The following is a 22302-nucleotide window of genomic DNA, read 5'->3' as shown; positions in this document are numbered from 1 at the left end:
TCAGCCGTCCGGCGTTTGAGGACCGGGGTCTGGGGCGGAGCCCCAGGTCTTCGGGGTCCGGGCGGCGCCCGGGGAACGGTGGAAGGGCGGGTGGGGGACTTCGCCCCGCAGGGCCGCCCGGCCGGCGGGCGCAGCGCCGGGGCAGGGTTCCCGGGCCGGGGCCGCACCCGGTCAGAGCAGGGCGTCCGGGGTTGCTGCGCCCGCCTCCGCCGCGAGGTCCGACAGGCGCTGCGCCGCGCGGGCCAGGGCGAAGCGGACGCCGCCGTCCGGGGTCACCGTGAAGCCGTGCACCGGGGGCCGGGGCAGGCTGTTGTAGCCGTAGTGCGCGGTGAAGGCGTACGCCCCGGTGTCGGGGACGCAGACGAGGTCCCCGGGGGCCAGGAGCGGGAGCTCCCGCGCGGACGCCAGCAGGTCGCCCGCGAAGCAGGCCGGGCCGGCGATGTCCTGGGCGACGGGCGGCCCCGTCAGGGGGGACCCCTTCGCGGAGTACGGGAGGATGCGCAGCGGCCAGGCCGCGGGGGCGTACACCGTACGGGTGGCCAGGTGGACCCCCGCGTGCGTGAGGGCGATGGGCCGCCCGCCGGTGGTCTTCGTGTACTCCACCCGGGTGAGGATCAGCCCGTGTTTGGCCGTCAGGGACCGGCCGAACTCCGTGACCAGCCCGTACGCCCCCGAGAAGAGTCCGGGGGCGGCCGAGCGCAGGGTGTGCACGTAGTCGGCGTGGGTGGGGGTGGCCGCGTCCGAGGTGAAGTTCACCGGCAGGCCGCCGCCGATGTCCAGGGTGTCGACCTGCCGCCGCCCGGCCGCCGCGTTGATCTCCTCGGCCAGTGCGTACAGCTCCCGCACCCCTTCGGCGATCAGCGGGAGCGGGACCCCCTGGGAGCCGGAGTGGGTGTGCAGCCGGGTGAGCCACGGCCGGTCGAGGAAGGCCCGTACGAGCCATGCGCGCGCGCCCGGGTCCCGCAGGGCGATGCCGAACTTCGAGGTGGCCGTCGCGGTGGAGAGGGCGTCGATGGTGCCGGCGCCGGTCTGGGTGTTGATCCGCAGGCCGATCGGGGAGGCGGTGGGCGTCCGCGCGACGAGGGCGTCGAGGCGTTCCAGCTCCTGGCGGTTGTCGGCGTTCACCGCGACGCCCAGGGCGAGGGCTTCGCGCAGCTCGGCGGCCGTTTTCGCGGGGGAGTCCAGGACGATGCGCTCCGGCGCGACCCCGGCCGCGCGGGCCAGGGCCAGCTCGCCGGGGCTGGCCACCTCGCAGCCCAGTCCGGCGTCGGCGAGCAGCCGCAGCACGGGGACGAGCGGGGCGGCCTTGACGGCGAAGGCGTGCAGGACGGGGGTGCCGGGGGCGAGGGCCCCGGCGAAGGCGCCGGTCAGGGCTGCGGCGGAGGCGCGGATGCCGGCCGTGTCGAGCAGGCAGACGAGGGGGGAGGAGTCGTCGATCAGGCCCTGGCCGACGGCGGCCCGGACGGCCAGGTCCCGTCGCCGGGCGGAGTGCTCGGCGCAGTCCTCGGCGGAGTCTTCGGCTGCCATGTCCGCCATCCCATCATCCGGCGCGTCCGCCCGCAGCTGTTGACTGAATCTATTCAGGGAGGAAGGATGTGAATGGATAGACCAACAACGGAGGAGGCACCGCCATGTCAGGACCCCGCCCCGTACGTGCCGCGCGAGGTACCGAGCTGAGCACCCTGGGATGGCAGCAGGAGGCCGCGCTGCGGATGCTCCAGAACAACCTCGACCCCGAGGTCGCGGAGCACCCCGACAAGCTCGTCGTCTACGGCGGCACCGGCAAGGCCGCCCGCGACTGGCGCTCGTACGACGCGATGGTCCGCACGCTGCGGACCCTCAAGCAGGACGAGACGATGCTCGTGCAGTCCGGCCGCCCGGTCGGCGTCATGCAGACGCACGAGTGGGCGCCGCGCGTGCTCCTCGCGAACTCCAACCTGGTCGGCGACTGGGCCAACTGGGAGGAGTTCCGCCGCCTGGAGAACCTGGGCCTGACCATGTACGGGCAGATGACCGCCGGGTCCTGGATCTACATCGGCACCCAGGGAATCCTGCAGGGGACCTACGAGACCTTCGCGGCCGTCGCCGCCAAGAAGTTCAACGGGACGCTGGCAGGGACCATCACCCTCACCGCCGGCCTCGGCGGCATGGGTGGCGCCCAGCCGCTGGCCGTGACGATGAACGACGGCGTCGCCATCTGCATCGACGTCGACCCGCGCGCCATCGACCGCCGGATCGAGCACCGCTACCTGGACGTCAAGGCCGACAGCCTGCGGCACGCGCTGCAGCTCGCCGTCGAGGCCCGCGACGCCCGCAAGCCGCTCTCCATCGGTCTGCTCGGCAACGCCGCCGACCTCCTCCCGCAGATGCTCGCCGAGGGCGCCCCGATCGACATCGTGACGGACCAGACCTCCGCCCACGACCCGCTCGCCTACCTGCCCGTCGGCGTGGACTTCGACGACATGGCGGCCTACGCGGCCAAGGACCCGGCCGGGTTCACCACCCGCGCCCGCGAGTCCATGGCCACGCACGTCGAGGCCATGGTCGGCTTCATGGACGCGGGCGCCGAGGTCTTCGACTACGGCAACTCCATCCGCGGCGAGGCCCAGCTGGCCGGCTACGACCGCGCCTTCGCCTTCCCCGGCTTCGTCCCCGCCTACATCCGCCCGCTGTTCTGCGAGGGCAAGGGCCCGTTCCGCTGGGCCGCCCTGTCCGGCGAGGCCTCGGACATCCACAAGACCGACAAGGCGATGCTGGAGCTCTTCCCCGAGAACGAGTCCCTGCACCGCTGGATCAAGATGGCCGGCGAGCGCGTCCACTTCCAGGGCCTGCCCGCCCGCATCTGCTGGCTCGGCTACGGCGAGCGCGACAAGGCCGGCGAGCGCTTCAACGAGATGGTCGCCGACGGCACCCTGGCCGCGCCGCTGGTCATCGGCCGCGACCACCTCGACTGCGGCTCGGTGGCCTCCCCGTACCGCGAGACCGAGGCCATGCTCGACGGCTCCGACGCGATCGCCGACTGGCCGCTGCTCAACGCCATGGTCAACGTGGCCTCCGGCGCGTCCTGGGTCTCCATCCACCACGGCGGCGGCGTCGGCATGGGCCGCTCCATCCACGCGGGCCAGGTCACGGTCGCCGACGGCACCAAGCTCGCGGGCGAGAAGATCCGCCGCGTCCTGACCAACGACCCGGGCATGGGCGTCATCCGCCACGTCGACGCCGGCTACGACATCGCCGAGACGGTCGCCGACGAGCGCGGCGTCCGCATCCCGATGCGCGAGGGTGACCCGGCGTGACCTTCCCCGCAGACGGGGGTGCGGGCAGTCGTTCCGCCGGGGCGGAACGGGTGGGCACACCCCCCACCGGGCCGCACCCGGCGGCCCCCGCCCCCGGTGACCACGGCGCGGGCTCGTTCCACAGCATGTGGGCCGACCTCGCGCCCATCGGCCGCAACGCCGACTCCGGCGGGTACCGGCGGTACGCCTGGACCGGCGCGGACGCCGACTGCCGGACCTGGTTCCAGGCGCAGGCCGAGGCGCGCGGGCTCGCGTACGAGACCGACCGCAACGGCAACCAGTGGGCCTGGCTCGGCGACCCCCTCGCCGGTGACGCCGTGGTCACCGGCTCGCACCTGGACTCCGTCCCCGACGGCGGGGCCTTCGACGGCCCCCTCGGGGTGGTGTCCTCCTTCGCGGCCCTGGACGAACTCCGCAGGAGGGGAGCGGAGTTCTCCAGGCCCCTGGCCATCACCAACTTCGGCGACGAGGAGGGGGCCCGCTTCGGCCTCGCCTGCGTCGGCTCCCGGCTGGCCGCCGGGCAGCTGACCAGGGAGAAGGCGTACGAGCTCCGCGACGCGGACGGCATCAGCCTCCCGCAGGCGATGGAGGCGGCCGGCTACGACCCCGGGACCATCGGGGCCGACCCCGAACGCCTCGCCCGCATCGGTGCCTTCGTCGAACTGCACGTGGAACAGGGCCGCGCCCTGGACCTGTCCGGGGACCGGGTCGGCATCGCCTCCGCGATCTGGCCGCACGGCCGCTGGCGCTTCGACTTCCGGGGCGAGGCCAACCACGCCGGCACCACCCGGCTCGCGGACCGCCGCGACCCGATGCTCACCTACGCGCAGACCGTGCTCGCGGCCCGCGCCGAGGCGGCCCTCGCCGGGGCCGTGGCCACTTTCGGGAAGATCGCCGTCGAGCCCAACGGGGTCAACGCCATCCCGTCCCTCGTGCGCGGCTGGCTCGACTCCCGGGCCGCCGACCAGGCCACCCTCGACACGGTCGTGACCGCGATCGAGAAGGCCGCCCGCGAGCGCGCGGACGCGGAGGGGATCGACCTGGACGTGGTCCGGGAATCCTTCACCCCGGTCGTCGAGTTCGAGCACGCCCTGCGCGAGGAGATGAACCGGATCCTCGGCGGAGCCGTCCCCGTGCTCGGCACGGGCGCGGGACACGACGCCGGAATCCTCTCGGCCGCCGTCCCGACCGCCATGCTGTTCGTGCGCAACCCCACCGGGGTCTCCCACTCCCCGCGGGAGTTCGCCGCCGAGGACGACTGCGTGGCGGGCGTCCTCGCCCTCGCCGACGTACTGGAAGGGCTCGCATGCAGGTGAAGGGGCACGCGTTGAAGACGTACTGGCTGGAGCACGCCTGGCTCGGCACCCATGTCGAGCCGGGCGTCGCCCTGGACGTGTCCGAGGACGGGCGGATCTCCGCCCTGCGGACCGGTCCCGGGTACGAGACCCCGCCCCCGGGCGCGGAGGTCCTGCGCGGACTGACGCTCCCGGGCCTGGCCAACGCGCACAGCCACGCCTTCCACCGGGCCCTGCGCTCGACCGTGCAGGTCGGCAGCGGCACCTTCTGGACCTGGCGCGACTTCATGTACAAGGTCGCCCAGAACCTCACCCCCGACAGCTACTTCGCGCTCGCGCGGGCCGTCTACGCCGAGATGGCGCTGGCCGGCATCACCGCGGTGGGGGAGTTCCACTACGTCCACCACGCCCCCGGCGGAGTCCCGTACGCGGACCCCAACGCCATGGGCGAGGCCCTGATCGCGGCCGCCGCCGAGGCCGGCATCCGCATCACCCTCCTCGACACGGCGTACCTGTCGGCGGGCTTCGGCGAAGCGCCCAACCCCCACCAGCTGCGCTTCTCCGACGGGACCGCGGACTCCTGGGCGGAGCGGGTCTCGGCCCTCAAGGCCCGCGAACACGCCCTGATCGGGGCCGCGATCCACTCCGTGCGCGCGGTACCGGCGGCTCAGCTCGCCACGGTCGCGGCCTGGGCGTCCGAACGCCGGGCGCCGCTCCACGTGCACCTCTCGGAGCAGACCGCCGAGAACGACGCCTGCCTGGCGGCCCACGGCCGCACCCCGACCCAGCTCCTCGCCGACCACGGGGTGCTCGGCCCGCGCACCACCGGGGTGCACAACACGCACCTGACCGACACCGACATCGCCCTGCTGGGCTCCACCACCACGGGCACCTGCATGTGCCCCACCACCGAACGCGACCTCGCCGACGGCATCGGCCCGGCCGTCCGCCTCCAGCGCGCGGGCAGTCCGCTCTCGCTGGGCAGCGACAGCCATGCCGTGATCGACCTGCTGGAGGAGGCGCGCGCGATGGAACTCAACGAGCGCCTGAGCAGCCGTACGCGCGGCCACTGGACGGCCAACGCCCTGCTCACCGCCGCCACCGCCGACGGGCACGCCGCCCTGGGTTGGTCGGAGGCGGGCCGCCTGGAGGCGGGGGCGCTCGCGGACTTCACCACCATCGCGCTGGACTCCGTCCGCACGGCGGGCGCGCTGCCCCGCCTGGGCGCGGAGACGGCCGTCTTCGCCGCCTCGGCGGCGGACGTCCGCCACACCGTGGTGGCCGGCCGCCACATCGTCCGCGACGGCGCCCACACCCTCGTGGCCGACACCCCATCGGCGCTGGCCACCACCATCGCCGCCCTCCGCGGCTGACACCCCCGCCCGCGGCGGGCCTTCCCCCCACACCACCCCGCCCCGGCGCCCCGGGGCTCCGCCCCCGAACCCCCGCGCCCCACACGCAGGCGGGGCTGTCTTCAGCCCGCGCGCGTTCGAGCGCACCGGCCGACCACCCCGAGGGACCATGACCACCACAGCGATCACCCACATCGGCAGCCTCGTCACCAACGACCCCGCCCAGGGCGACGGCACCCCCCTCGGCCTGATCCACGACGCGGCCGTGGTCATCGACGGCGACCGCATCGCCTGGGTCGGCCCCGCCGCCGAGGCCCCGGCGGCCGACGAGACGTACGACGCCGAGGGCCGCGCCGCCATCCCCGGCTTCGTCGACTCCCACTCCCACCTCGTCTTCGCGGGCGACCGCACCGCCGAGTTCAACGCCCGCATGTCCGGCCGCAGCTACTCCGCCGGAGGCATCCGCACCACCGTCGCCGCCACCCGCGCCGCCTCCGACGCCGCGCTCGAGGCGAACCTGGTGCGCCACCTCCACGAGGCCCGCCGCCAGGGCACCACCACCTTCGAGACCAAGTCCGGCTACGGCCTCACGGTCCAGGACGAGGCACGAGCCCTGCGCATCGCCGCCGCGCACACAGAGGAGGTCACCTACCTCGGCGCGCACATCGTCTCCCCGGACTACGCCGACGACCCGGCGGGCTACGTGGCCCTCGTCACCGGCGAGATGCTGACCGCCTGCGCCCCGTACGCCCGCTGGGTGGACGTGTTCTGCGAGAAGGGCGCCTTCGACGGCGACCAGGCCCGGGCGATCCTCACGGCCGGCGCCGCCGCCGGGCTGATCCCGCGCGTCCACGCCAACCAGCTCTCCCACGGCCCCGGCGTCCAGCTCGCCGTCGAGCTGGAGGCGGCCTCCGCGGACCACTGCACCCACCTCACCGACGCCGACGTGGACGCCCTCGCCCAGGCGTCCGGCACGACGGTGGCGACCCTGCTGCCCGGCGCCGAGTTCTCCACCCGCGCGCAGTGGCCCGACGCCCGCAGGCTCCTCGACGCCGGGGTCACGGTGGCGCTGTCGACCGACTGCAACCCGGGCTCCTCCTACACGAGTTCGATGCCGTTCTGCATCGCCCTCGCCGTCCGCGACATGGGGATGACCCCGGACGAGGCCCTGTGGTCCGCCACCGCCGGCGGCGCCCGGGCCCTGCGCCGTACCGACATCGGCACCGTGACCCCGGGAGCCCGCGCGGACCTGGCCCTGCTCGACGCCCCCAGCCACGTCCACCTCGCCTACCGGCCGGGCGTTCCGCTGGTTTCGGCCGTCTGGCAGAAGGGCCTCAAGACGGCCTGAAACCGCCGGTATCCGGACGCCGCGGACCGCCCCCGGGCGCGGATCGCGGCGGATCGCGGCCCATGGACGGGCTGTTGATACGGCGCTGTCCTTTGTCTTCCCTCCGTAGGGCCCCGGGGCTACCTTGAGCCACCAATCTGATGTGCCGTCAGTAACTTGTGGCCCAAGGTTCGAGGGGAAGACGAAGGTGTCCGACCGGAAACGCTCCACCGCGCTCGCGCTGGCCTCCGCGCTGGCGGGGGCGGCGGTCCTGCTGGCCGCCCCCGCGGCCCATGCGGCCGTTGTCGACGTCCAGTACGACTGCAAGACCCCCATCGGCCCCAAATCGGCGGTGTCGCCGATCGAGATCAAAGGAGTCAAGGAGGGCAGCGGGTACAAGCTGACGATGTCCTTCCAGAAGGGCGTCTCCTCCAGCCCCATCGAGCTCGGCAAGGGCGCGATGACGCCCAGCGCCGTGATCATGGTCGGCGGCGCGGAGAAGGTGTCCGTACCGGTCTCCGGGCCGCCCAACCCCGAGGCCATTCCGGCCAATACGCCCATCAAGATCACGGACCTCTCGGGCACGTACACGCCCAAGAAGTCCGGCAAGGTGACGCTCACCGCGGGCGTGCTCACGATCAAGGCGATGGGGACGACCACCACCTGCACCCCGGGCAACAGCCCCAAGCCGTCACTCGAACTCGACGTGACGGGCGCGGGCGGCGGCTCCACCGGCTCCACCGGATCCACCGGATCCACCGGATCCACGGGCTCCACCGGCTCCACGGGTGACAGCCTCCCGCAGACCGGTCCCGAGGACTCCGCCATCGCCCTCGGAACCCTCGGCGCCACCGTGCTCCTCTCCGGCGCCGCCGGCGTGCTCTGGCTGACCCGGCGCGGCCAGCGGGCCCGGTCCTGAACGGAGCGCACCCGGTCATGCCCGTGCTCCACGCGCCCCGAAGGTCCGGCGGCCTCCTGCTCGCGACCCTCGCCGCCGCCGTCGCCGTGCTCCCCTGCGCGGTGGCGGCCCCGGCCGCCGCCGACGGTCCCGGCTGGACCGCCGAGCCCGTCGCCGGGAGCGCGCGGGCGGCGGCGGAGTCCGGGGCCCGCCCGTCCTTTGCGCGCCCGTTCTTCTACGCCGCGGGGACCTCCGGCACGGTGCTGGAGGACCGCCTCGCCCTGGTCAACACCAGCGACCAGGAGCACACCATCACCCTGCGCGGCGCCGACGCCTACAACACGGCGGCCGGTGCCTTCGCGGTGCGTTCCGCCAGGGAGTCGACCGGCGCCGGCCTGTGGATCAGCTTCGGCGCGGGCACCACGGTCAAGGTCCCGGCGCACACCCGCGCGGTGGTGCCCTTCACCGTCACCGTGCCGCCCGGCTCCCCGCCCGGGGACCACCCGGCCGCCGTCGTCGCCGGCGAGTCCGGCCGCGAGGTGGGCGTACGGGTCCACCTGCGCGTCGGCGGCCCGGCGGTGGCGGCGCTCACGGTCGAGGACGTCTCCGTACGGGGCAAGGGCGCGGCCGCGCGCGTCGCGTACACGCTGGTCAACCGCGGCAACGTGGCCCTCGCCCCCGAGCTCGCCATCAGCGCCGAGGGCGCCCTCGGCAAGGTCGCGGGCCGCAGCGTCCGCGCCCTGCCCGTCGAGGTGCTGCCCGGCCAGCGCGTCGAGCTGACCGAACCCTGGCCCGGCGCACCCGTCTTCGACCGGGTCGCCCTGACCCTCACCGTCACGGCCCCCGGCGGCGCCCGCGCCACGGGGAGCGCCTCGGTCTGGTGCGTGCCCTGGGGCATCGCGGGCGCGACCGGCCTCGGGCTGCTGGGCCTGGGCGCCGTGACGGCGGGCGCGCTGCTCCTCGTACGCAAGCGGCGGGTTCGGTCCGGCCGGTTCGGACCGGGGTCCGGGCCCGCGCCGCACGCGAGCGCCGTACCCGAAGAAGCCCCAGCGCCGGAACACGAGTTGACGGGAGCACCCAGGTGAGCGCCAAGGCCGGTGGGAGACACGGCGGCAAGGTCAGGGCCCTGGTCGCGGCGGGACGCGCGGGCCTGGCGGCGGGACGTACGGGGCTGACGGCGGGGCTGGCCGCGGCGGTGGCGGTGTGCGCGCTGGCGCTGTTCGCCGCGGCCCCGGCCACCGCGGACGACGCGCCCGGGCCGGCCGTGGCCCTCTCCCTCAAGGAGGCCGCCAAGGGCACGGAGATCGCCGTCACCGGAACGGGCTGGCGGCCCAGAACCATGGTGATGCTGCTGGTCTGCGGCCAGAACATGATCGGCGGCACCAACAGCTGCGCCAACGCCGACGGGGTGGCCGTCTCGGTCGCCGACGACGGGCACTTCTCGGCCCAGCTCCCGGTGGTCGCCCCGCCCAAGCCCTGCCCCTGCGTGGTCAACGTGACCTCCGTCAACGGGGACCAGTCCACCGTCGCGGCCCCGCTGAAGATCACCGACCACCCGGTCGCGGACCTGCCCGCCGAGGGCGGCACGGCCCGGCTCGCCCTGCTCACCGCGGTCCGGCTCAAGGGCGAGGACGGGGTGCTGACCTGGTTCGGGGCGCCGCCGGGCCGCACGTTCACGGTCACCGTGGGCAATCTCGGCTCCGCCGCGGTCAAGGACCCGGTCTTCCAGCTCGGCACCGCCCACGGGGTGTTCGCGCCGACCTGGGAGGAGGTCCGCTGGAAGGGCACCATCCCGCCCGGCGGGAAGGCGGAGGTCTCCCTCGACGCCACCCTGACGGCCGGCGCCCACGGGGACTACACCCTCTCCCTCAAGTACGGGGAGACGGTGCTGGCCACGCAGCCCTGGGGCGTGGCCCGCCCGTACGGGGTGCTGCTGTTCTGGGGCCTGCTCCTGCTGGTGATCCCGGCCGGCGTCTTCCGGATCGGCATGGCCGTCGTCGACAAGGTCCGCCCGCGGGATGCGGGCCGCCACCGCGGCCACCGGCCGCAGCCCGACCCGGCGGCGGCCGTGACCGCCCGGCTCCCGCGGATCCCGGCGGTACGGGGACCCGCGCGGGCTCCCGCACGGCGCCCGGCCCGCTCCGCCCCGGCGGCCGAACCCCCACAGACCACCACGGCGGTACTGCCGTGGTTCACCCCGGACAGCGCGCCGGGGACCCAGGAAACCGAAGCACCTGCACCACAGACGTCCGCACCGTCTGAGAACAGTCCGACGACGAAGGGACTTCAGTGAAAACCCAACGGAGGGCGAGCGCGGCCGCGGTCGCGCTGCTGCTCGGCGGCGCGGGCATCGCCATGGGGGCCACGCCGGCTCAGGCGGACGTGGTCGAGGTCAAGTACGACTGCGAGACGCCCATCGGCCCCAAGTCGGCGGTCTCGCCGATCGACATCAAGGCCGTCAAGGAGGGCGCCGGGTACAAGCTGACGATGTCCTTCCAGAAGGGCGTCTCCTCCAGCCCCGTCGCGCTCGAAGCGGGGTCGATGACCCCGAGCGCGAAGATCGTTCTGGGCGGTGACGACACGGGGGCGGTCGACGTCGCCGGCCAGTCCAACCCCGAGAAGATCCCGGCCAACACGCCCATCAAGATCAGCGACCTGACGGGCACGTACACGCCCAAGAAGTCCGGCAAGGTCACCTTCACCGCCGGTGTCCTGCTGATCAAGGCCCTGGGGACCACCACCACGTGCACCCCGGGCAACAGCCCCAAGCCGTCCCTGGAGCTGGAGGTGACCACCGGCGGCGGCACCACCCCGCCGACCACCCCGCCGCCCACCAGCAAGCCCCCGACCACCCCGCCGCCCACCTCGGCTCCGCCCACCAGCGGGCCGCCGACGAGCGCGCCGCCCACGAGTCCCGGGCCCTCCCCGACCGGCGGGGGCCAGACCGACTTCCCGGGTCAGCCCGTGGCCGTCACCTTCGACTGCGGGGCCTTCATGCCCGACGGCCCGCTGAAGGGCAAGGTGACGATCAACGCCAGGAAGAACGGCGGCAGCTACGACCTGACCGCCACGACCGCCAAGGGCGTGATGAACAGCCCCGCGGACCTTCCGGCGGGTGCGCTCCAGCCCGCGATGGACATCAAACTCGGCGGCGCCGACAGCGGCATCGTCAAGGTCAGCGGACCGGGGAACCCCGAGGCGATCAAGATCGGTACGCCGGTCAGCCTCAGCGACATGAAGGGCACCTACAAGCCGGGCAAGACCGGCAGGACCACGCTGACCCCGGACAAGCTGACGATCAGCGTGGTCATGGTCCCGGGCGCCAAGCCGATCGTGGTGCCCTGCACCGCGAGCGGTGCCACGCCGTCGCTCACCCTCGACACCGCGGCCCAGCCGGGCGGCTCGGGCACCTCGGGCTCGTCGGGGTCCTCCGGCTCCTCGGGCAGCACCTCGGGCGGCCTCGCCCAGACCGGAGCCTCGGACGAAGGCGGCATCAAGGCCCTGGCCCTGGTCGCCGGCACGGTGATGCTCCTCGGCGCCGCCGTCTTCACCTTCACCCCGTGGCGCCGCCTGCGCGCCCGGCGCTGACGGCCCACCCGCGGCAGCGGCACAACGGAACGGCCCGGCACACCGCGAGGTGTGCCGGGCCGTTCAGGGCTGGGGGCGCGTCAGTGGACGGTGCCCATCAGCGCCTGGACCTTCTTGCGGTACGCGTAGACCGCGACGCCCGCGGCCACCGCGGCCAAGGCCTCGAAACCGATGATCCAGGTGCCGTTCAGGTCCACCTTGGCGATGGAGAGCAGGCTGGTGATGCAGTCACCGGCGGTGACCGCGAGGAACCAGACGCCCATCATCTGGGAGGCGTACTTCTGCGGCGCCATCTTCGTGGTGACCGAGAGGCCGACCGGGGAGAGGCACAGCTCACCGATGGTCTGGATCATGTAGATCGAGACGAGCCACATCGGGGAGACCAGGGTGCCGTCGCCCGTCATGTTCATCGGGACGATGAAGACGAAGAACGAGGCGCCGACCAGGACCAGGCCCATCGCGAACTTCACGATGGTGTTCGGCTCCTGGTTCTTGCGGGCCAGCCACAGCCACAGCCAGGCGAAGACCGGCGCCAGGGCCATCACGAACAGCGGGTTCAGCGACTGGTACCAGGTGGCCGAGAAGCCGAGGCCGAAGATGGTGTCGGCGGTGTTCTTGTCCGCGAACAGGGACAGCGTGGAGCCACCCTGGTCGTAGATCATCCAGAAGACGGCGGCGGCGATGAAGAAGAAGATGTACGCGGTCATCTTCTTCTGCTCGGTGCCCGACAGGTCCTTGTCGCGCTTGATGCGCGCCAGTACGGCGATCGGGATGAACAGGCCGGCCAGCGTCAGCGGGACCAGCGCCCAGTTCAGCGTGTAGGCACCGAGGGCGACCACGGCGCCGTAGAAGACGGCGATGCCCAGGACCGTGAGCGCGACCTTCGTGAGGACGGCCTTGCGCTCCTCGGGGGACAGCGGGTTCGGGACCAGGTTGCTCTTCGGGCTCAGGTGCTTGGTGCCGAGCAGGAACTGGGCGAGGCCCAGCGCCATGCCGACGGCGGCGAGGGCGAAGCCCAGGTGCCAGTTGTGCTCCTTGCCGACCGTTCCGACGATGAACGGGGCGACGAAGGCACCGAGGTTGATGCCGATGTAGAAGAGCGTGAAGCCACCGTCGCGGCGGGGGTCCTCGGGACCGTCGTACAGGTGGCCGACCATCGTGGAGATGTTGGCCTTCAGCAGACCGGAACCGGCCGCGACCAGGATCAGACCGACGAAGAACATCGCCTGGCCCGGGACGGCCAGGGACACGTGACCGGCGATGATCACGAAGCCGGCGATGGCCACCGTCTTGCGGGCACCCCAGACGCGGTCACCGAACCATCCGCCCGGCATGGCCATGAGGTAGACCATCGAGACGTACACGGAGTAGATGGCCGTGGTCGTCGCCGCGGTCATCGCCAGGCCGCCGCCCTGGCTGCCCGTGGCGGCGTCGGCGCCGCCCGAGACCAGGTAGTACACGAGGAGGGCGCGCATGCCGTAGTAGGAGAACCGCTCCCACATCTCGGTCATGAACAGAGTGGCCAGGCCACGGGGGTGTCCGAAGAAGGTCTTCTCGGTGGAGGGGTCCACCGAGCCCTTCGTCAGGCTGGAAGCCATGGTCGATCCTTGCTTGCTCGGGACGCGCGGCTTCGTGAGCTCAACGGCGCCCGGTGAGGGGTGGCCGGTACCGGCAGCGGGTGGTCCGGACCCCACGCCCGGGGGTCTCGCTCCGCGGGGGCGAAGACGAAGGAACATCCGTAACCGGGATCCACGCCCTGTCGCGCTCCATCGCGCGCAGGGCCCGGCCCATAGGTCATTCACTGTCATCTGTTGCCCGGAACGGGCGGTGCGACAACAATGCCTGCCCGATCAGGGCAGAAATAGAGACTTTCGGCTGGTTTTCGCTCGAAAGTCTCGTGGGGGTAGTGCATCAGGCGTCTCGACACCATACGACACGACAGTGCCGCATATGAAAGCACTTGAGATATGGATCACAGGCTGCGGTGGAACCAACCACGCACATTCGAAGGCCGTTAGTAGTTCGTGAACCCAGATGTACAGGGGCCTGCAGGCGGGCCTCTTCTTTCCCCCGCCGCGGACTACCATCACCCACATGACGCGTGTACTGCTCGCCGAGGACGACGCATCCATCTCGGAACCCCTGGCCCGCGCCCTGCGCCGGGAAGGGTACGAGGTCGAGGTCCGGGAGGACGGCCCCACCGCCCTGGACGCGGGACTGCAGGGCGGTATCGATCTGGTCGTCCTGGACCTGGGACTGCCGGGCATGGACGGGCTGGAGGTCGCCCGCCGGCTGCGCGCCGAGGGCCACGGGTTCCCGATCCTGGTCCTCACCGCCCGCGCCGACGAGGTCGACACGGTCGTGGGCCTGGACGCCGGCGCCGACGACTACGTGACCAAGCCCTTCCGGCTCGCCGAGCTGCTCGCCCGGGTCCGGGCCCTCCTGCGGCGCGGCGCCAACGAGGCCTCGCAGTCCCCGGCCACCCACGGGGTGCGGATCGACGTCGAATCGCACCGCGCCTGGATGGGCGAGGAGGAGCTCCAGCTCACGGCGAAGGAGTTCGACCTGCTGCGGGTCCTCGTCCGCGACGCGGGCCGGGTCGTGACCCGCGACCAGCTCATGCGCGAGGTCTGGGACACCACCTGGTGGTCCTCCACCAAGACCCTCGACATGCACATCTCCTGGCTGCGCAAGAAGCTCGGCGACGACGCGGCGAACCCCCGCTACATCGCCACCGTCCGCGGGGTCGGCTTCCGCTTCGAGAAGAGCTGACAGCACCTTCGAGGAGCGCGGCGACGGAGCGCGGCGACGGAGCGGGGCGACCGCCCGGGACCGTACATCCGGATATGTAGGGCATTCTCGGAGTCATGCGCCGCCGCCTGATCAACTCCACGCTCGCCGTGGTGCTCGTCGTCATCGCCGTCTTCGGGGTCTCCCTCGTCATCGTCGAGACCCGCACCATCACCAGCAGCGCCCAGGACCGCATCGAGTCCGAGGCGCTGCGGCTGGTGGGCGCCGTCGAGAGCGACGTCCTGGAGAGGAAGCCGCTCGACCCCGGCGCGCTCGCCGGACAGCTCGGTGACGGCCGGTACGCCCGGATCACGATCCCCGGCCGCGCACCGGTCGAGATCGGGACGCCCATCGCCGACAGCGTCGTCCGGGGCACCGCCCGCGGGGAGCAGGGCGAGGTCGTGGTCGTCGAGGAGTCCCGCTCCACCGTCACCCGCGAGGTGGGCCGGACCCTGGCCGTGGTCGGCGCCGTCGCCCTGCTGGCCGTCGTGGCGGCCGTTCTGCTCGCCGTACGCCAGGCCAACCGGCTGGCCTCCCCGCTGACCGACCTCGCCGAGACGGCCGAGCGGCTCGGATCGGGCGACCCGCGGCCCCGGCACAAGCGGTACGGGGTCCCCGAGCTGGACCGGGTCGCGGACGTACTGGACTCCAGCGCCGAGCGGATCGGCCGCATGCTCACCGCCGAGCGGCGCCTGGCCGCGGACGCCTCGCACCAGCTGCGGACCCCGCTGACGGCCCTGTCGATGCGGCTGGAGGAGATCACCGTCACCGACGACCTGGAGACCGTACGGGAGGAGGCGACGATCGCCCTCACCCAGGTGGAGCGGCTCACGGACGTGGTCGAGCGGCTGCTGACCAACTCCAGGGACCCCCGCACGGGCTCGGCCGTCCCCTTCGACCTGGACGAGGTCGTCAAACAGCAGCTGGAGGAGTGGCGCCCCGCCTACCGCAGCGCCGGCCGGGCCGTCGTCCGCTCCGGGAAGACCGGCATCCGCGCCGTGGGCACCCCCGGCGCGGTCTCGCAGGTCCTGGCGACGCTGGTGGAGAACTCCCTCATGCACGGCGGCGGCACCGTGGCGCTGCGGACCCGCGTGATCGGCAACCAGGCCGTACTGGAGGTCACGGACGAGGGACCGGGCGTCCCGTCGGACCTCGGCAACCGGATCTTCGAGCGGGCCATCAGCGGCCGCAACTCCACCGGCATCGGCCTCGCCGTGGCCCGGGACCTCGCGGAGGCCGACGGCGGCCGCCTGGAGCTGCTCCAGACCCAGCCGCCGGTGTTCGCCCTGTTCCTGAGCCGGACCGCGCCGGAGCGCGCGGAGCCGGAGCAGACGGTCCGCTGAGGGCGGGCGGGAGGGCGGGAGGGCGGGAGGGCGGGAACCGGCAGGGCGGCGGGGGCGGCGGGCGCTCAGTTCGCGGCGGTCTCCGGCGTACGCGCCGACGGGGCGGCCGGCGCGTCCGCCGCGCCCTGGCCGTCGCGCTGCTCGACGACCAGCGAGGTCGCGGGCGGCGTCGGCAGGGCCTTGAAGACCCAGGTGCGGTAGGACCAGAAGCGGAACACGGTGGCGATGCCGATGCCGGTGAACTTGAAGAAGTTCGAGGCGAGCGGCCCGTCCCAGTGGAAGCCGTACGTGGCCGTGAAGAGGATGCCGTTCTCGATCACGAGCCCGATCGCGCTGAACGCGACGAACAGACCGAGCTCACGGGTGCGGCCCGCCCCGGTCCGGTCGGCCCGGTCCCGGTAGGCGAAGTAGCGGAAGCCCAGGTAGTTCGTGACGATGGCCACCAGAGTGGCTATCACGCTCGCGCGCACCACCTGGAGGTCGGTGACCTGCCGGATCAGGTTGAAGACGCCCAGGTTGACCAGGACGCCCAGCCCGCCGACGGCCCCGAACCTGGCGATCTCGCGCGCGAGCCCGCGCACGCGGTCGAGGACGGATCCGTTCTCCGGCTTGCTCATATGAGGCTCAGTCCTGTCTTCGGGGCCCCCGTATGAGGCGTCGCACGTTTACGTCACACGTTTGACCGTGCGCGCCCATGCTAAGTGTCGCCCCATCGCTACGTCTGCGCCTTCGGACACCGTGCGACACACGGCACACCCGCCGCGCGCGAGCGGCGGGTACCGGCCAGGCCCGTCTCCGGGTGGGTCCGGATGGCGGAATACCGCCGGATACCCTGGAGGAGTGACGTTCCCGGTAGTCGGCATGGTCGGCGGCGGACAGCTCGCCCGCATGACCCACGAGGCGGGTATCCCCCTCGGCATCAGATTCAAGATCCTCAGTGACACCCCACAGGACTCGGCGGCCCAGGTCGTGAGCGACGTCGTCATCGGCGACTATCGCGATCTGGAGACCCTGCGCGCCTTCGCGCGCGGCTGTGACGTGATCACCTTCGACCACGAGCACGTGCCCATCGCGCACCTGCGGGCCCTGGAAGCGGACGGCATCCCCGTCCGCCCGGGGCCCGACGCGCTGGTGCACGCCGCGGACAAGGGGGTGATGCGCGCCCGGCTCGACGCGATCGGCGCGCCCAGCCCCCGCCACCGGATCGTGAGCGATCCGGCGGACGCGGCCGCCTTCGCCGAGGAGGTCGGCGGGTTCCCCGTCATCCTCAAGACGGTGCGCGGCGGGTACGACGGAAAGGGCGTGTGGTTCGTCCGCACGCCGGCGGACGCCGAGGCCCCGTTCAAGGCGGGCGTCCCGGTCCTGGCCGAGGAGAAGGTGGACTACGTCCGCGAGCTCGCGGCCAACATCGTCCGCTCCCCGCACGGCCAGGCGGTGTCCTACCCCGTCGTGGAATCCATCCAGGTGGACGGGGTCTGCGACACGGTCATCGCCCCCGCCCCGAACCTGTCGGAGGCCCTCGCCGGCGAGGCCCAGGCCCTGGCCCTGCGCATCGCCAAGGAGCTCGGCGTGACCGGCCACCTGGCCGTGGAGCTCTTCGAGACCACCGACGGCCGGATCCTGGTCAACGAACTGGCCATGCGCCCGCACAACAGCGGCCACTGGACGCAGGACGGTGCCATCACCTCCCAGTTCGCCAACCACGTCCGGGCCGTCCTGGACCTCCCCCTCGGCGACCCGCGCCCCCGCGCCCCCTGGACGGTCATGTGCAACGTGCTCGGCGGGGACTTCCCCGACATGTACGCGGCCTACCTGCACTGCATGGCCCACGACCCCCAGCTGAAGATCCACATGTACGGCAAGGACGTGAAACAGGGCCGCAAGGTCGGCCACGTCAACACCTACGGCGACGACCTGGACGATGTGCTGGAGCGCGCACGTCACGCAGCCGGCTACCTCAGAGGAACCATCCAAGAATGAGCACCTCCGCAGCAGCTCCCGCAGCTCCCGTCATCGGCATCGTCATGGGCTCGGACTCCGACTGGCCCGTCATGGAGGCCGCCGCCCAGGCCCTCGACGAGTTCGAGATCCCCTACGAGGTCGACGTGGTCTCCGCGCACCGGATGCCGCGCGAGATGATCGCGTACGGGGAACAGGCCGACGGGCGCGGCCTCAAGGCGATCATCGCGGGCGCGGGCGGCGCCGCCCACCTGCCCGGGATGCTCGCCTCCGTCACCCCGCTGCCGGTCATCGGCGTGCCCGTCCCGCTGAAGTACCTCGACGGCATGGACTCCCTGATGTCGATCGTCCAGATGCCGGCCGGGATCCCCGTCGCCACCGTCTCGATCGCCGGGGCCCGCAACGCCGGGCTGCTCGCCGTACGGATCCTGGCCGCGCACGACCCGGAGCTGCGGGCCCGTATGAGCGACTTCCTCCAGGACCTCAACGACCAGGCCACCGAGAAGGGGAAGCGGCTGCGCAACAAGGTCGCCGGCCAGGACTCCTTCGGATTCGGCAAGTGACCCCCGTCGGGGCCGCCGGCGGCGCGGACGCCGCCCCGCACCTGGACGCCGCGCGGGAACTGCTCGCCGAGCACCCGGTCGTCGACGGGCACAACGACCTGCCCTGGGCCCTGCGCGAGACCGTGCGCTACGACCTGGACCGGCGCGACATCGGCCGCGACCAGAAGGGCCACCTGCACACCGACATCCCCCGGCTGCGCGCCGGCGGGGTCGGCGCGCAGTTCTGGTCGGTCTACGTGCGCTCCGACTACGCCGGGGACCAGGCGGTCAGCGCCACCCTGGAGCAGATCGACGCCGTCGCCCAGCTGATCGACCGTTACCCGCGCGACCTGGTGCGGGCGCTGACGGCCGACGACATGGAGGCGGCCCGGGCCGGGGGCCGGATCGCCTCGCTGATGGGCGCCGAGGGCGGGCACTCCATCAACAACTCGCTCGCCACCCTGCGCGCCCTGCACCAGCTCGGCGTGCGGTACATGACGCTCACGCACAACGACACCATCGACTGGGCGGATTCGGCGACCGACGAGCCCCGGCACGGCGGGCTGAGCGACTTCGGCCGCGAGGTCGTCCGCGAGATGAACCGGATCGGCATGCTCGTCGACCTCTCGCACGTCGCCCCGGCCACGATGCGCGACGCGCTCGCGGTCACGGCCGCGCCGGTGGTCTTCTCGCACTCCTCGGCCCGGGCCGTCTGCGACCACGTGCGCAACATCCCGGACGACGTGCTGGCGCTGCTGCCCGCCAACGGCGGGGTCGCGATGGCCACCTTCGTGCCCAAGTTCATCCTCCCGGAAGCCGTCGAGTGGACCCTGGCCGCCGACGAGAACCTGCGCGCGCACGGCTACCACCACCTCGACACCACTCCCGGGGCGATGGCCCTGCACCGGGCCTTCGAGGAGGCGCGTCCGCGCCCGGTGGCCACGGCCGCCACGGTCGCCGACCACCTCGACCACATGCGCGAGGTGGCCGGAGTCGACCACATCGGCATCGGCGGGGACTACGACGGCACCGCCTTCACCCCGTCCGGGCTGGACGACGTGGCCGGGTACCCCAACCTGGTCGCCGAGCTGCTGGCCCGCCGCTGGTCGAAGGCCGACTTGGCCAAGCTGACCTGGTCGAACGCGGTACGGACGCTGCGCGACGCCGAAGCCGTGGCGCGCGAGCAGTCGGCTTCCAGGGGCCCGTCCAACGCGGTGCTCCCGGTGTGAGGCCGAGGGGTCCCGCGGTGTCCTGACCGGGGCGCCCGGCGGATCCGGCGTACGGGCCGTGACCAGCGCAGACCTGCTGGTTACACCCGAACGCCACATCCGCCGGGCGCCTCCGGCGTCCCACATGTCACGGTGGCAACATCTTTCCTGCTTCTCTCCCGCTGCTTTTCGCATGGACACAGCCGCCGAGACCGGAGCGCACCCCATGGCCGACCTGCAGGACGAACCGCACACGAACCCGGTGACCCCCGTGGGCCCCGGTTCCCTAGGAGCCGAGGATCCCACCGGCGCGCTGCTGCCGGGCGCCCTGGACCGGGCCGCCGCACTGCTGAGCGTCCATCCCGTCGCGGATGGCAGCAACACCCTCGTCTGGACCCTGCGGACCAGTCCGTACCACGACATCGAGACCTCGGACACGGGCGTCGACACCGACATCCCGCGGCTGCGCGCCGGGGGAGTGGGGGCGCAGTTCTGGTCGCTGCTGATGCCGCGCGAGGCCGCGGCCACCGACCAGGTGGTGTCCGACACCCTCGAACAGATCGACGGGGCGCTGGCCCTGATGCGCCGGTACCCCGACAGCCTCTGCCTCGCGCTGACCGCCGACGACCTGGCGGACGCCCGCAACCGGGGCCGCATCGCCTCCTTCCTCGGGCCCGTGTCCGGCCGCACCCTGACGGACTCGCTGGGTGCGCTGCGCGCCTTCCACGCGCTGGGCGTACGGATCCTCGCGCCGGCCGGCGCCTCGTGGGCGATGGAGGGGCTGACCGCCTTCGGCCACGAGGTGGTCAAGGAGATGAACCGGCTGGCGATGGTGCTGGACCTCCGGGGCTGCCCGCCCGCACCGGCCTGCCAGCTCGCCGCGGCCTCCAAGGCACCGGTGATCATCTCGCACACCGGGGCGGCCGCCCTCAACCCGCACCCGGACAACGTGACCGACGAGGTACTGCTCGCGCTGCGCGCGGCGGGCGGGCTGGCGATGGTCAGCTTCGACACCGCGCTCACCGGGGACTCCCTGCACGCGGTCGCGGACCACGTGGAGCACGTACGGGCCGTCGCGGGCCCCCACTGCGTGGGTCTGGGCGCCGGCTTCGGCGCCGAGCCGGGCATCCGCCGGCCGGCCGGGCTGACGGACCCCTCGGGCTATCCGCGGCTGATCGCGGAACTGCTGGAGCGGGGCTGGCCGGAGACCGACCTGGCCCTGCTCACCTGGGGCAATGCCCAGCGGGTGGTGCGCGACGCGGAGTTCACGGCGCGCGCGGCGCAGCACCGCAGGGCGTCCTGAGCGGGAGTCAGACGCGGGCCGGCACTCCGGAGTCGACCTGGGGTGCCGGGACGGAGACGGCCTTGCCATCCGCTCCGGACCCCGTTTCGGGGAGGGGGCTGACGCTCGCCCGCCACAGGAGCAGACAGGACCAGACGGCGGCCCAGCCGAGCAGGCCGTTGCGGAGCACCAGGAGGAAGGTGCCGAAGCCGGTGCCCGGAAGGATCTGCGAGCCGTAGGCCAGCGGGTAGATCGCCGTGCTGAGCGCGGTCGAGGCCACGATCAGCCAGGCCACCGGCCGCTGCGTGGTGTGTTTGCAGGTCAGGCAGACGGCCGCGAGCCCGACCAGCCAGATGAGGTACTGCGGGCTCAGCACGCGGCTGGTGATGGTGAAGACGAGGATGGCGCACAGCGCGGCGTCCAGCGGGGTCGCGGTCGTCCAGCGCCGGGCCTTCACCCGCCACAGCAGCAGCCAGGCGAACCCGACGAGGGTGAGGCCGACGGAGAGCAGGGCGACGCTGGAGACGTACGGGCCGAGGTACTCGTAGGCGCCGTAGCGGACTTCGACCTTCCCGGACCAGGCGCCGACCAGCTTGCCGAACATCAGGGCCGAGCCGCCGAGGGACTCGACCTGGATGCCGCGGTTGCCCTGGTTGCCGAGGAAGCCGAGGGTGTCGCGGAAGAACAGCGCGAGCACGGCGAGCAGGACGGCCCCTGCGGCCACGGCCGAGACGACGGCGTCGCGGGTGGTGCGCCCGCGCGGGGTGCCGATCAGCGCGAGCAGCGGCCAGACCTTCACCAGGGCGCCGACTCCGGCGAGGACGCCGCCGAGCTTGCGCCGGAAGCGCAGGCACAGCAGCGAGCCGACGGCGAGCAGGGTGACCTGGAGGTCGTAGCGGCCGAAGGGCAGCGACAGCAGCAGCGGCAGCGTGGTCAGCCACAGCACGGCCCCGGCCAGGCTGCCGTCGGCGCGCCGGGCGGCGCGGACCAGGCCCACGGCGATCAGCGCGTCGCAGACGACGGTCAGGGCGACGAAGGCCTGGAAGTAGCTGAGGAAGGGGAGCAGGTCGGGCGAGAGGAAGATCGCCGCCGCGGCCGGCGGGTACTGCCACATGACGTCGTCGTGCGGCATGGATCCCGTGACGAGGACGTCGTACCAGTTGTTGTAGGTCTGGGTGATCTCCACGCGCACCGAGGAGGTGCCGTGCAGGTTGACCACCAGGAGGACCACCATCAGGGTCCGGGTGGCCAGCCAGAAGCCCGCCATGGCCAGACGGCCGGCGCGTCCGCGGAGTGCGGAGTCGATGGTCCTGCTCGTACTGGTCATCGGCTGTGAGTCTAGCGATCCCGGGCGCGCGGCCCCGGTGGCTCCCGCCAACGATCGGGTGACGAGATGTGGGGCGGCGCATTCCGCAACGAACC

The 22302-nt window shown here is 72.8% G+C and carries 18 protein-coding genes; 14 read left to right on the top strand and 4 right to left on the bottom strand.

Annotation, left to right across the window (positions count from 1 at the left end):
• Positions 1-171: 171 nt before the first annotated feature.
• Positions 172-1527, bottom strand: a complete 1356-nt coding sequence (locus ACWCP2_RS25375) for a diaminopimelate decarboxylase (protein ID WP_450910877.1) — start codon at positions 1525-1527, stop codon at positions 172-174.
• 104 nt (positions 1528-1631) lie between these two features.
• Between ACWCP2_RS25375 and hutU the strand changes: the two genes are divergently transcribed.
• From hutU to ACWCP2_RS25335, 8 genes are all read left to right on the top strand, one after another.
• On the top strand, positions 1632-3296 hold the full coding sequence (gene hutU, locus ACWCP2_RS25370; protein WP_450910876.1) for a urocanate hydratase: 1665 nt from the start codon (positions 1632-1634) through the stop codon (positions 3294-3296).
• A 125-nt stretch (positions 3297-3421) separates the two neighbouring features.
• Positions 3422-4612 (top strand): allantoate amidohydrolase, encoded by a 1191-nt coding sequence (locus ACWCP2_RS25365; RefSeq protein ID WP_450910915.1) that lies wholly within the window; start codon positions 3422-3424, stop codon positions 4610-4612.
• Entirely contained in the window at positions 4603-5964 is a 1362-nt protein-coding gene (locus ACWCP2_RS25360) for a formimidoylglutamate deiminase (protein WP_450910875.1), read from the top strand. The genes ACWCP2_RS25365 and ACWCP2_RS25360 overlap by 10 nt, the downstream gene beginning before the upstream one ends.
• A 148-nt stretch (positions 5965-6112) precedes the next feature.
• Positions 6113-7291, top strand: coding sequence for an imidazolonepropionase (hutI, locus tag ACWCP2_RS25355; RefSeq protein ID WP_450910874.1), 1179 nt, complete (start codon positions 6113-6115; stop codon positions 7289-7291).
• Positions 7292-7478: 187 nt separating this feature from the next.
• Positions 7479-8189, top strand: coding sequence for an LPXTG cell wall anchor domain-containing protein (locus ACWCP2_RS25350; RefSeq protein WP_450910873.1), 711 nt, complete (start codon positions 7479-7481; stop codon positions 8187-8189).
• A 17-nt stretch (positions 8190-8206) separates the two neighbouring features.
• Positions 8207-9253, top strand: a complete 1047-nt coding sequence (locus ACWCP2_RS25345) for a COG1470 family protein (RefSeq protein ID WP_450910872.1) — start codon at positions 8207-8209, stop codon at positions 9251-9253.
• Between the two features lie 110 nt (positions 9254-9363).
• Positions 9364-10461: a hypothetical protein gene (locus ACWCP2_RS25340; protein ID WP_450910914.1), complete on the top strand. Its 1098-nt coding sequence runs from the start codon at positions 9364-9366 to the stop codon at positions 10459-10461.
• Complete coding sequence (locus ACWCP2_RS25335; protein WP_450910871.1) at positions 10458-11756, top strand: hypothetical protein; 1299 nt, start codon at positions 10458-10460, stop codon at positions 11754-11756. Before ACWCP2_RS25340 ends, ACWCP2_RS25335 begins: the two co-directional genes overlap by 4 nt.
• An 80-nt stretch (positions 11757-11836) precedes the next feature.
• On the opposite strand, the gene ACWCP2_RS25330 is transcribed toward ACWCP2_RS25335, so the two are convergent.
• Positions 11837-13354: a peptide MFS transporter gene (locus ACWCP2_RS25330; RefSeq protein ID WP_450910870.1), complete on the bottom strand. Its 1518-nt coding sequence runs from the start codon at positions 13352-13354 to the stop codon at positions 11837-11839.
• 496 nt (positions 13355-13850) lie between these two features.
• Here ACWCP2_RS25330 and ACWCP2_RS25325 point away from each other — a divergent pair, with 496 nt between their 5' ends.
• Positions 13851-14528: a response regulator transcription factor gene (locus tag ACWCP2_RS25325; protein WP_450910869.1), complete on the top strand. Its 678-nt coding sequence runs from the start codon at positions 13851-13853 to the stop codon at positions 14526-14528.
• A gap of 95 nt (positions 14529-14623) precedes the next feature.
• Positions 14624-15889: an ATP-binding protein gene (locus ACWCP2_RS25320; RefSeq protein WP_450910868.1), complete on the top strand. Its 1266-nt coding sequence runs from the start codon at positions 14624-14626 to the stop codon at positions 15887-15889.
• Positions 15890-15954: 65 nt separating this feature from the next.
• Here ACWCP2_RS25320 and ACWCP2_RS25315 read toward each other — a convergent pair whose 3' ends face one another.
• Entirely contained in the window at positions 15955-16506 is a 552-nt protein-coding gene (locus ACWCP2_RS25315; protein WP_450910867.1) for a GtrA family protein, read from the bottom strand.
• Positions 16507-16729: 223 nt separating this feature from the next.
• Between ACWCP2_RS25315 and ACWCP2_RS25310 the strand changes: the two genes are divergently transcribed.
• From ACWCP2_RS25310 to ACWCP2_RS25295, 4 genes are all read left to right on the top strand, one after another.
• Positions 16730-17869, top strand: coding sequence for a 5-(carboxyamino)imidazole ribonucleotide synthase (locus ACWCP2_RS25310; RefSeq protein ID WP_450910866.1), 1140 nt, complete (start codon positions 16730-16732; stop codon positions 17867-17869).
• Positions 17866-18411, top strand: coding sequence for a 5-(carboxyamino)imidazole ribonucleotide mutase (purE, locus tag ACWCP2_RS25305; protein ID WP_450910865.1), 546 nt, complete (start codon positions 17866-17868; stop codon positions 18409-18411). The genes ACWCP2_RS25310 and purE overlap by 4 nt, the downstream gene beginning before the upstream one ends.
• Positions 18408-19619, top strand: a complete 1212-nt coding sequence (locus ACWCP2_RS25300; RefSeq protein ID WP_450910864.1) for a dipeptidase — start codon at positions 18408-18410, stop codon at positions 19617-19619. The genes purE and ACWCP2_RS25300 overlap by 4 nt, the downstream gene beginning before the upstream one ends.
• 172 nt (positions 19620-19791) lie before the next feature.
• The gene (locus ACWCP2_RS25295) at positions 19792-20901 is read left to right on the top strand and encodes a membrane dipeptidase (protein ID WP_450910863.1); all 1110 of its coding nucleotides are present in this window, start codon (positions 19792-19794) and stop codon (positions 20899-20901) included.
• A 7-nt stretch (positions 20902-20908) separates the two neighbouring features.
• Here the strand turns inward: ACWCP2_RS25295 and ACWCP2_RS25290 are convergent, their stop codons facing one another.
• Positions 20909-22207: a glycosyltransferase 87 family protein gene (locus ACWCP2_RS25290; RefSeq protein WP_450910862.1), complete on the bottom strand. Its 1299-nt coding sequence runs from the start codon at positions 22205-22207 to the stop codon at positions 20909-20911.
• Positions 22208-22302: the final 95 nt, after the last annotated feature.

This window comes from Streptomyces sp. NPDC002104, assembly GCF_053593795.1.
This window is presented reverse-complemented; position numbering and strand designations above follow the sequence as displayed.

Excerpts from the sequence above, each read along its gene's own strand:
- ACWCP2_RS25325 (WP_450910869.1), top strand. The coding sequence starts at position 13,851 with ATGACGCGTGTACTGCTCGCCGAGGACGACGCATCCATCTCGGAACCC.
- ACWCP2_RS25345 (WP_450910872.1), top strand. The coding sequence starts at position 8,207 with ATGCCCGTGCTCCACGCGCCCCGAAGGTCCGGCGGCCTCCTGCTCGCG.
- ACWCP2_RS25315 (WP_450910867.1), bottom strand. The coding sequence starts at position 16,506 with ATGAGCAAGCCGGAGAACGGATCCGTCCTCGACCGCGTGCGCGGGCTC.
- ACWCP2_RS25375 (WP_450910877.1), bottom strand. The coding sequence starts at position 1,527 with ATGGCAGCCGAAGACTCCGCCGAGGACTGCGCCGAGCACTCCGCCCGG.
- ACWCP2_RS25295 (WP_450910863.1), top strand. The coding sequence starts at position 19,792 with ATGGACACAGCCGCCGAGACCGGAGCGCACCCCATGGCCGACCTGCAG.
- ACWCP2_RS25330 (WP_450910870.1), bottom strand. The coding sequence starts at position 13,354 with ATGGCTTCCAGCCTGACGAAGGGCTCGGTGGACCCCTCCACCGAGAAG.
- hutI (WP_450910874.1), top strand. The coding sequence starts at position 6,113 with ATGACCACCACAGCGATCACCCACATCGGCAGCCTCGTCACCAACGAC.
- ACWCP2_RS25365 (WP_450910915.1), top strand. The coding sequence starts at position 3,422 with ATGTGGGCCGACCTCGCGCCCATCGGCCGCAACGCCGACTCCGGCGGG.
- purE (WP_450910865.1), top strand. The coding sequence starts at position 17,866 with ATGAGCACCTCCGCAGCAGCTCCCGCAGCTCCCGTCATCGGCATCGTC.
- hutU (WP_450910876.1), top strand. The coding sequence starts at position 1,632 with ATGTCAGGACCCCGCCCCGTACGTGCCGCGCGAGGTACCGAGCTGAGC.
- ACWCP2_RS25320 (WP_450910868.1), top strand. The coding sequence starts at position 14,624 with ATGCGCCGCCGCCTGATCAACTCCACGCTCGCCGTGGTGCTCGTCGTC.
- ACWCP2_RS25360 (WP_450910875.1), top strand. The coding sequence starts at position 4,603 with ATGCAGGTGAAGGGGCACGCGTTGAAGACGTACTGGCTGGAGCACGCC.
- ACWCP2_RS25290 (WP_450910862.1), bottom strand. The coding sequence starts at position 22,207 with ATGACCAGTACGAGCAGGACCATCGACTCCGCACTCCGCGGACGCGCC.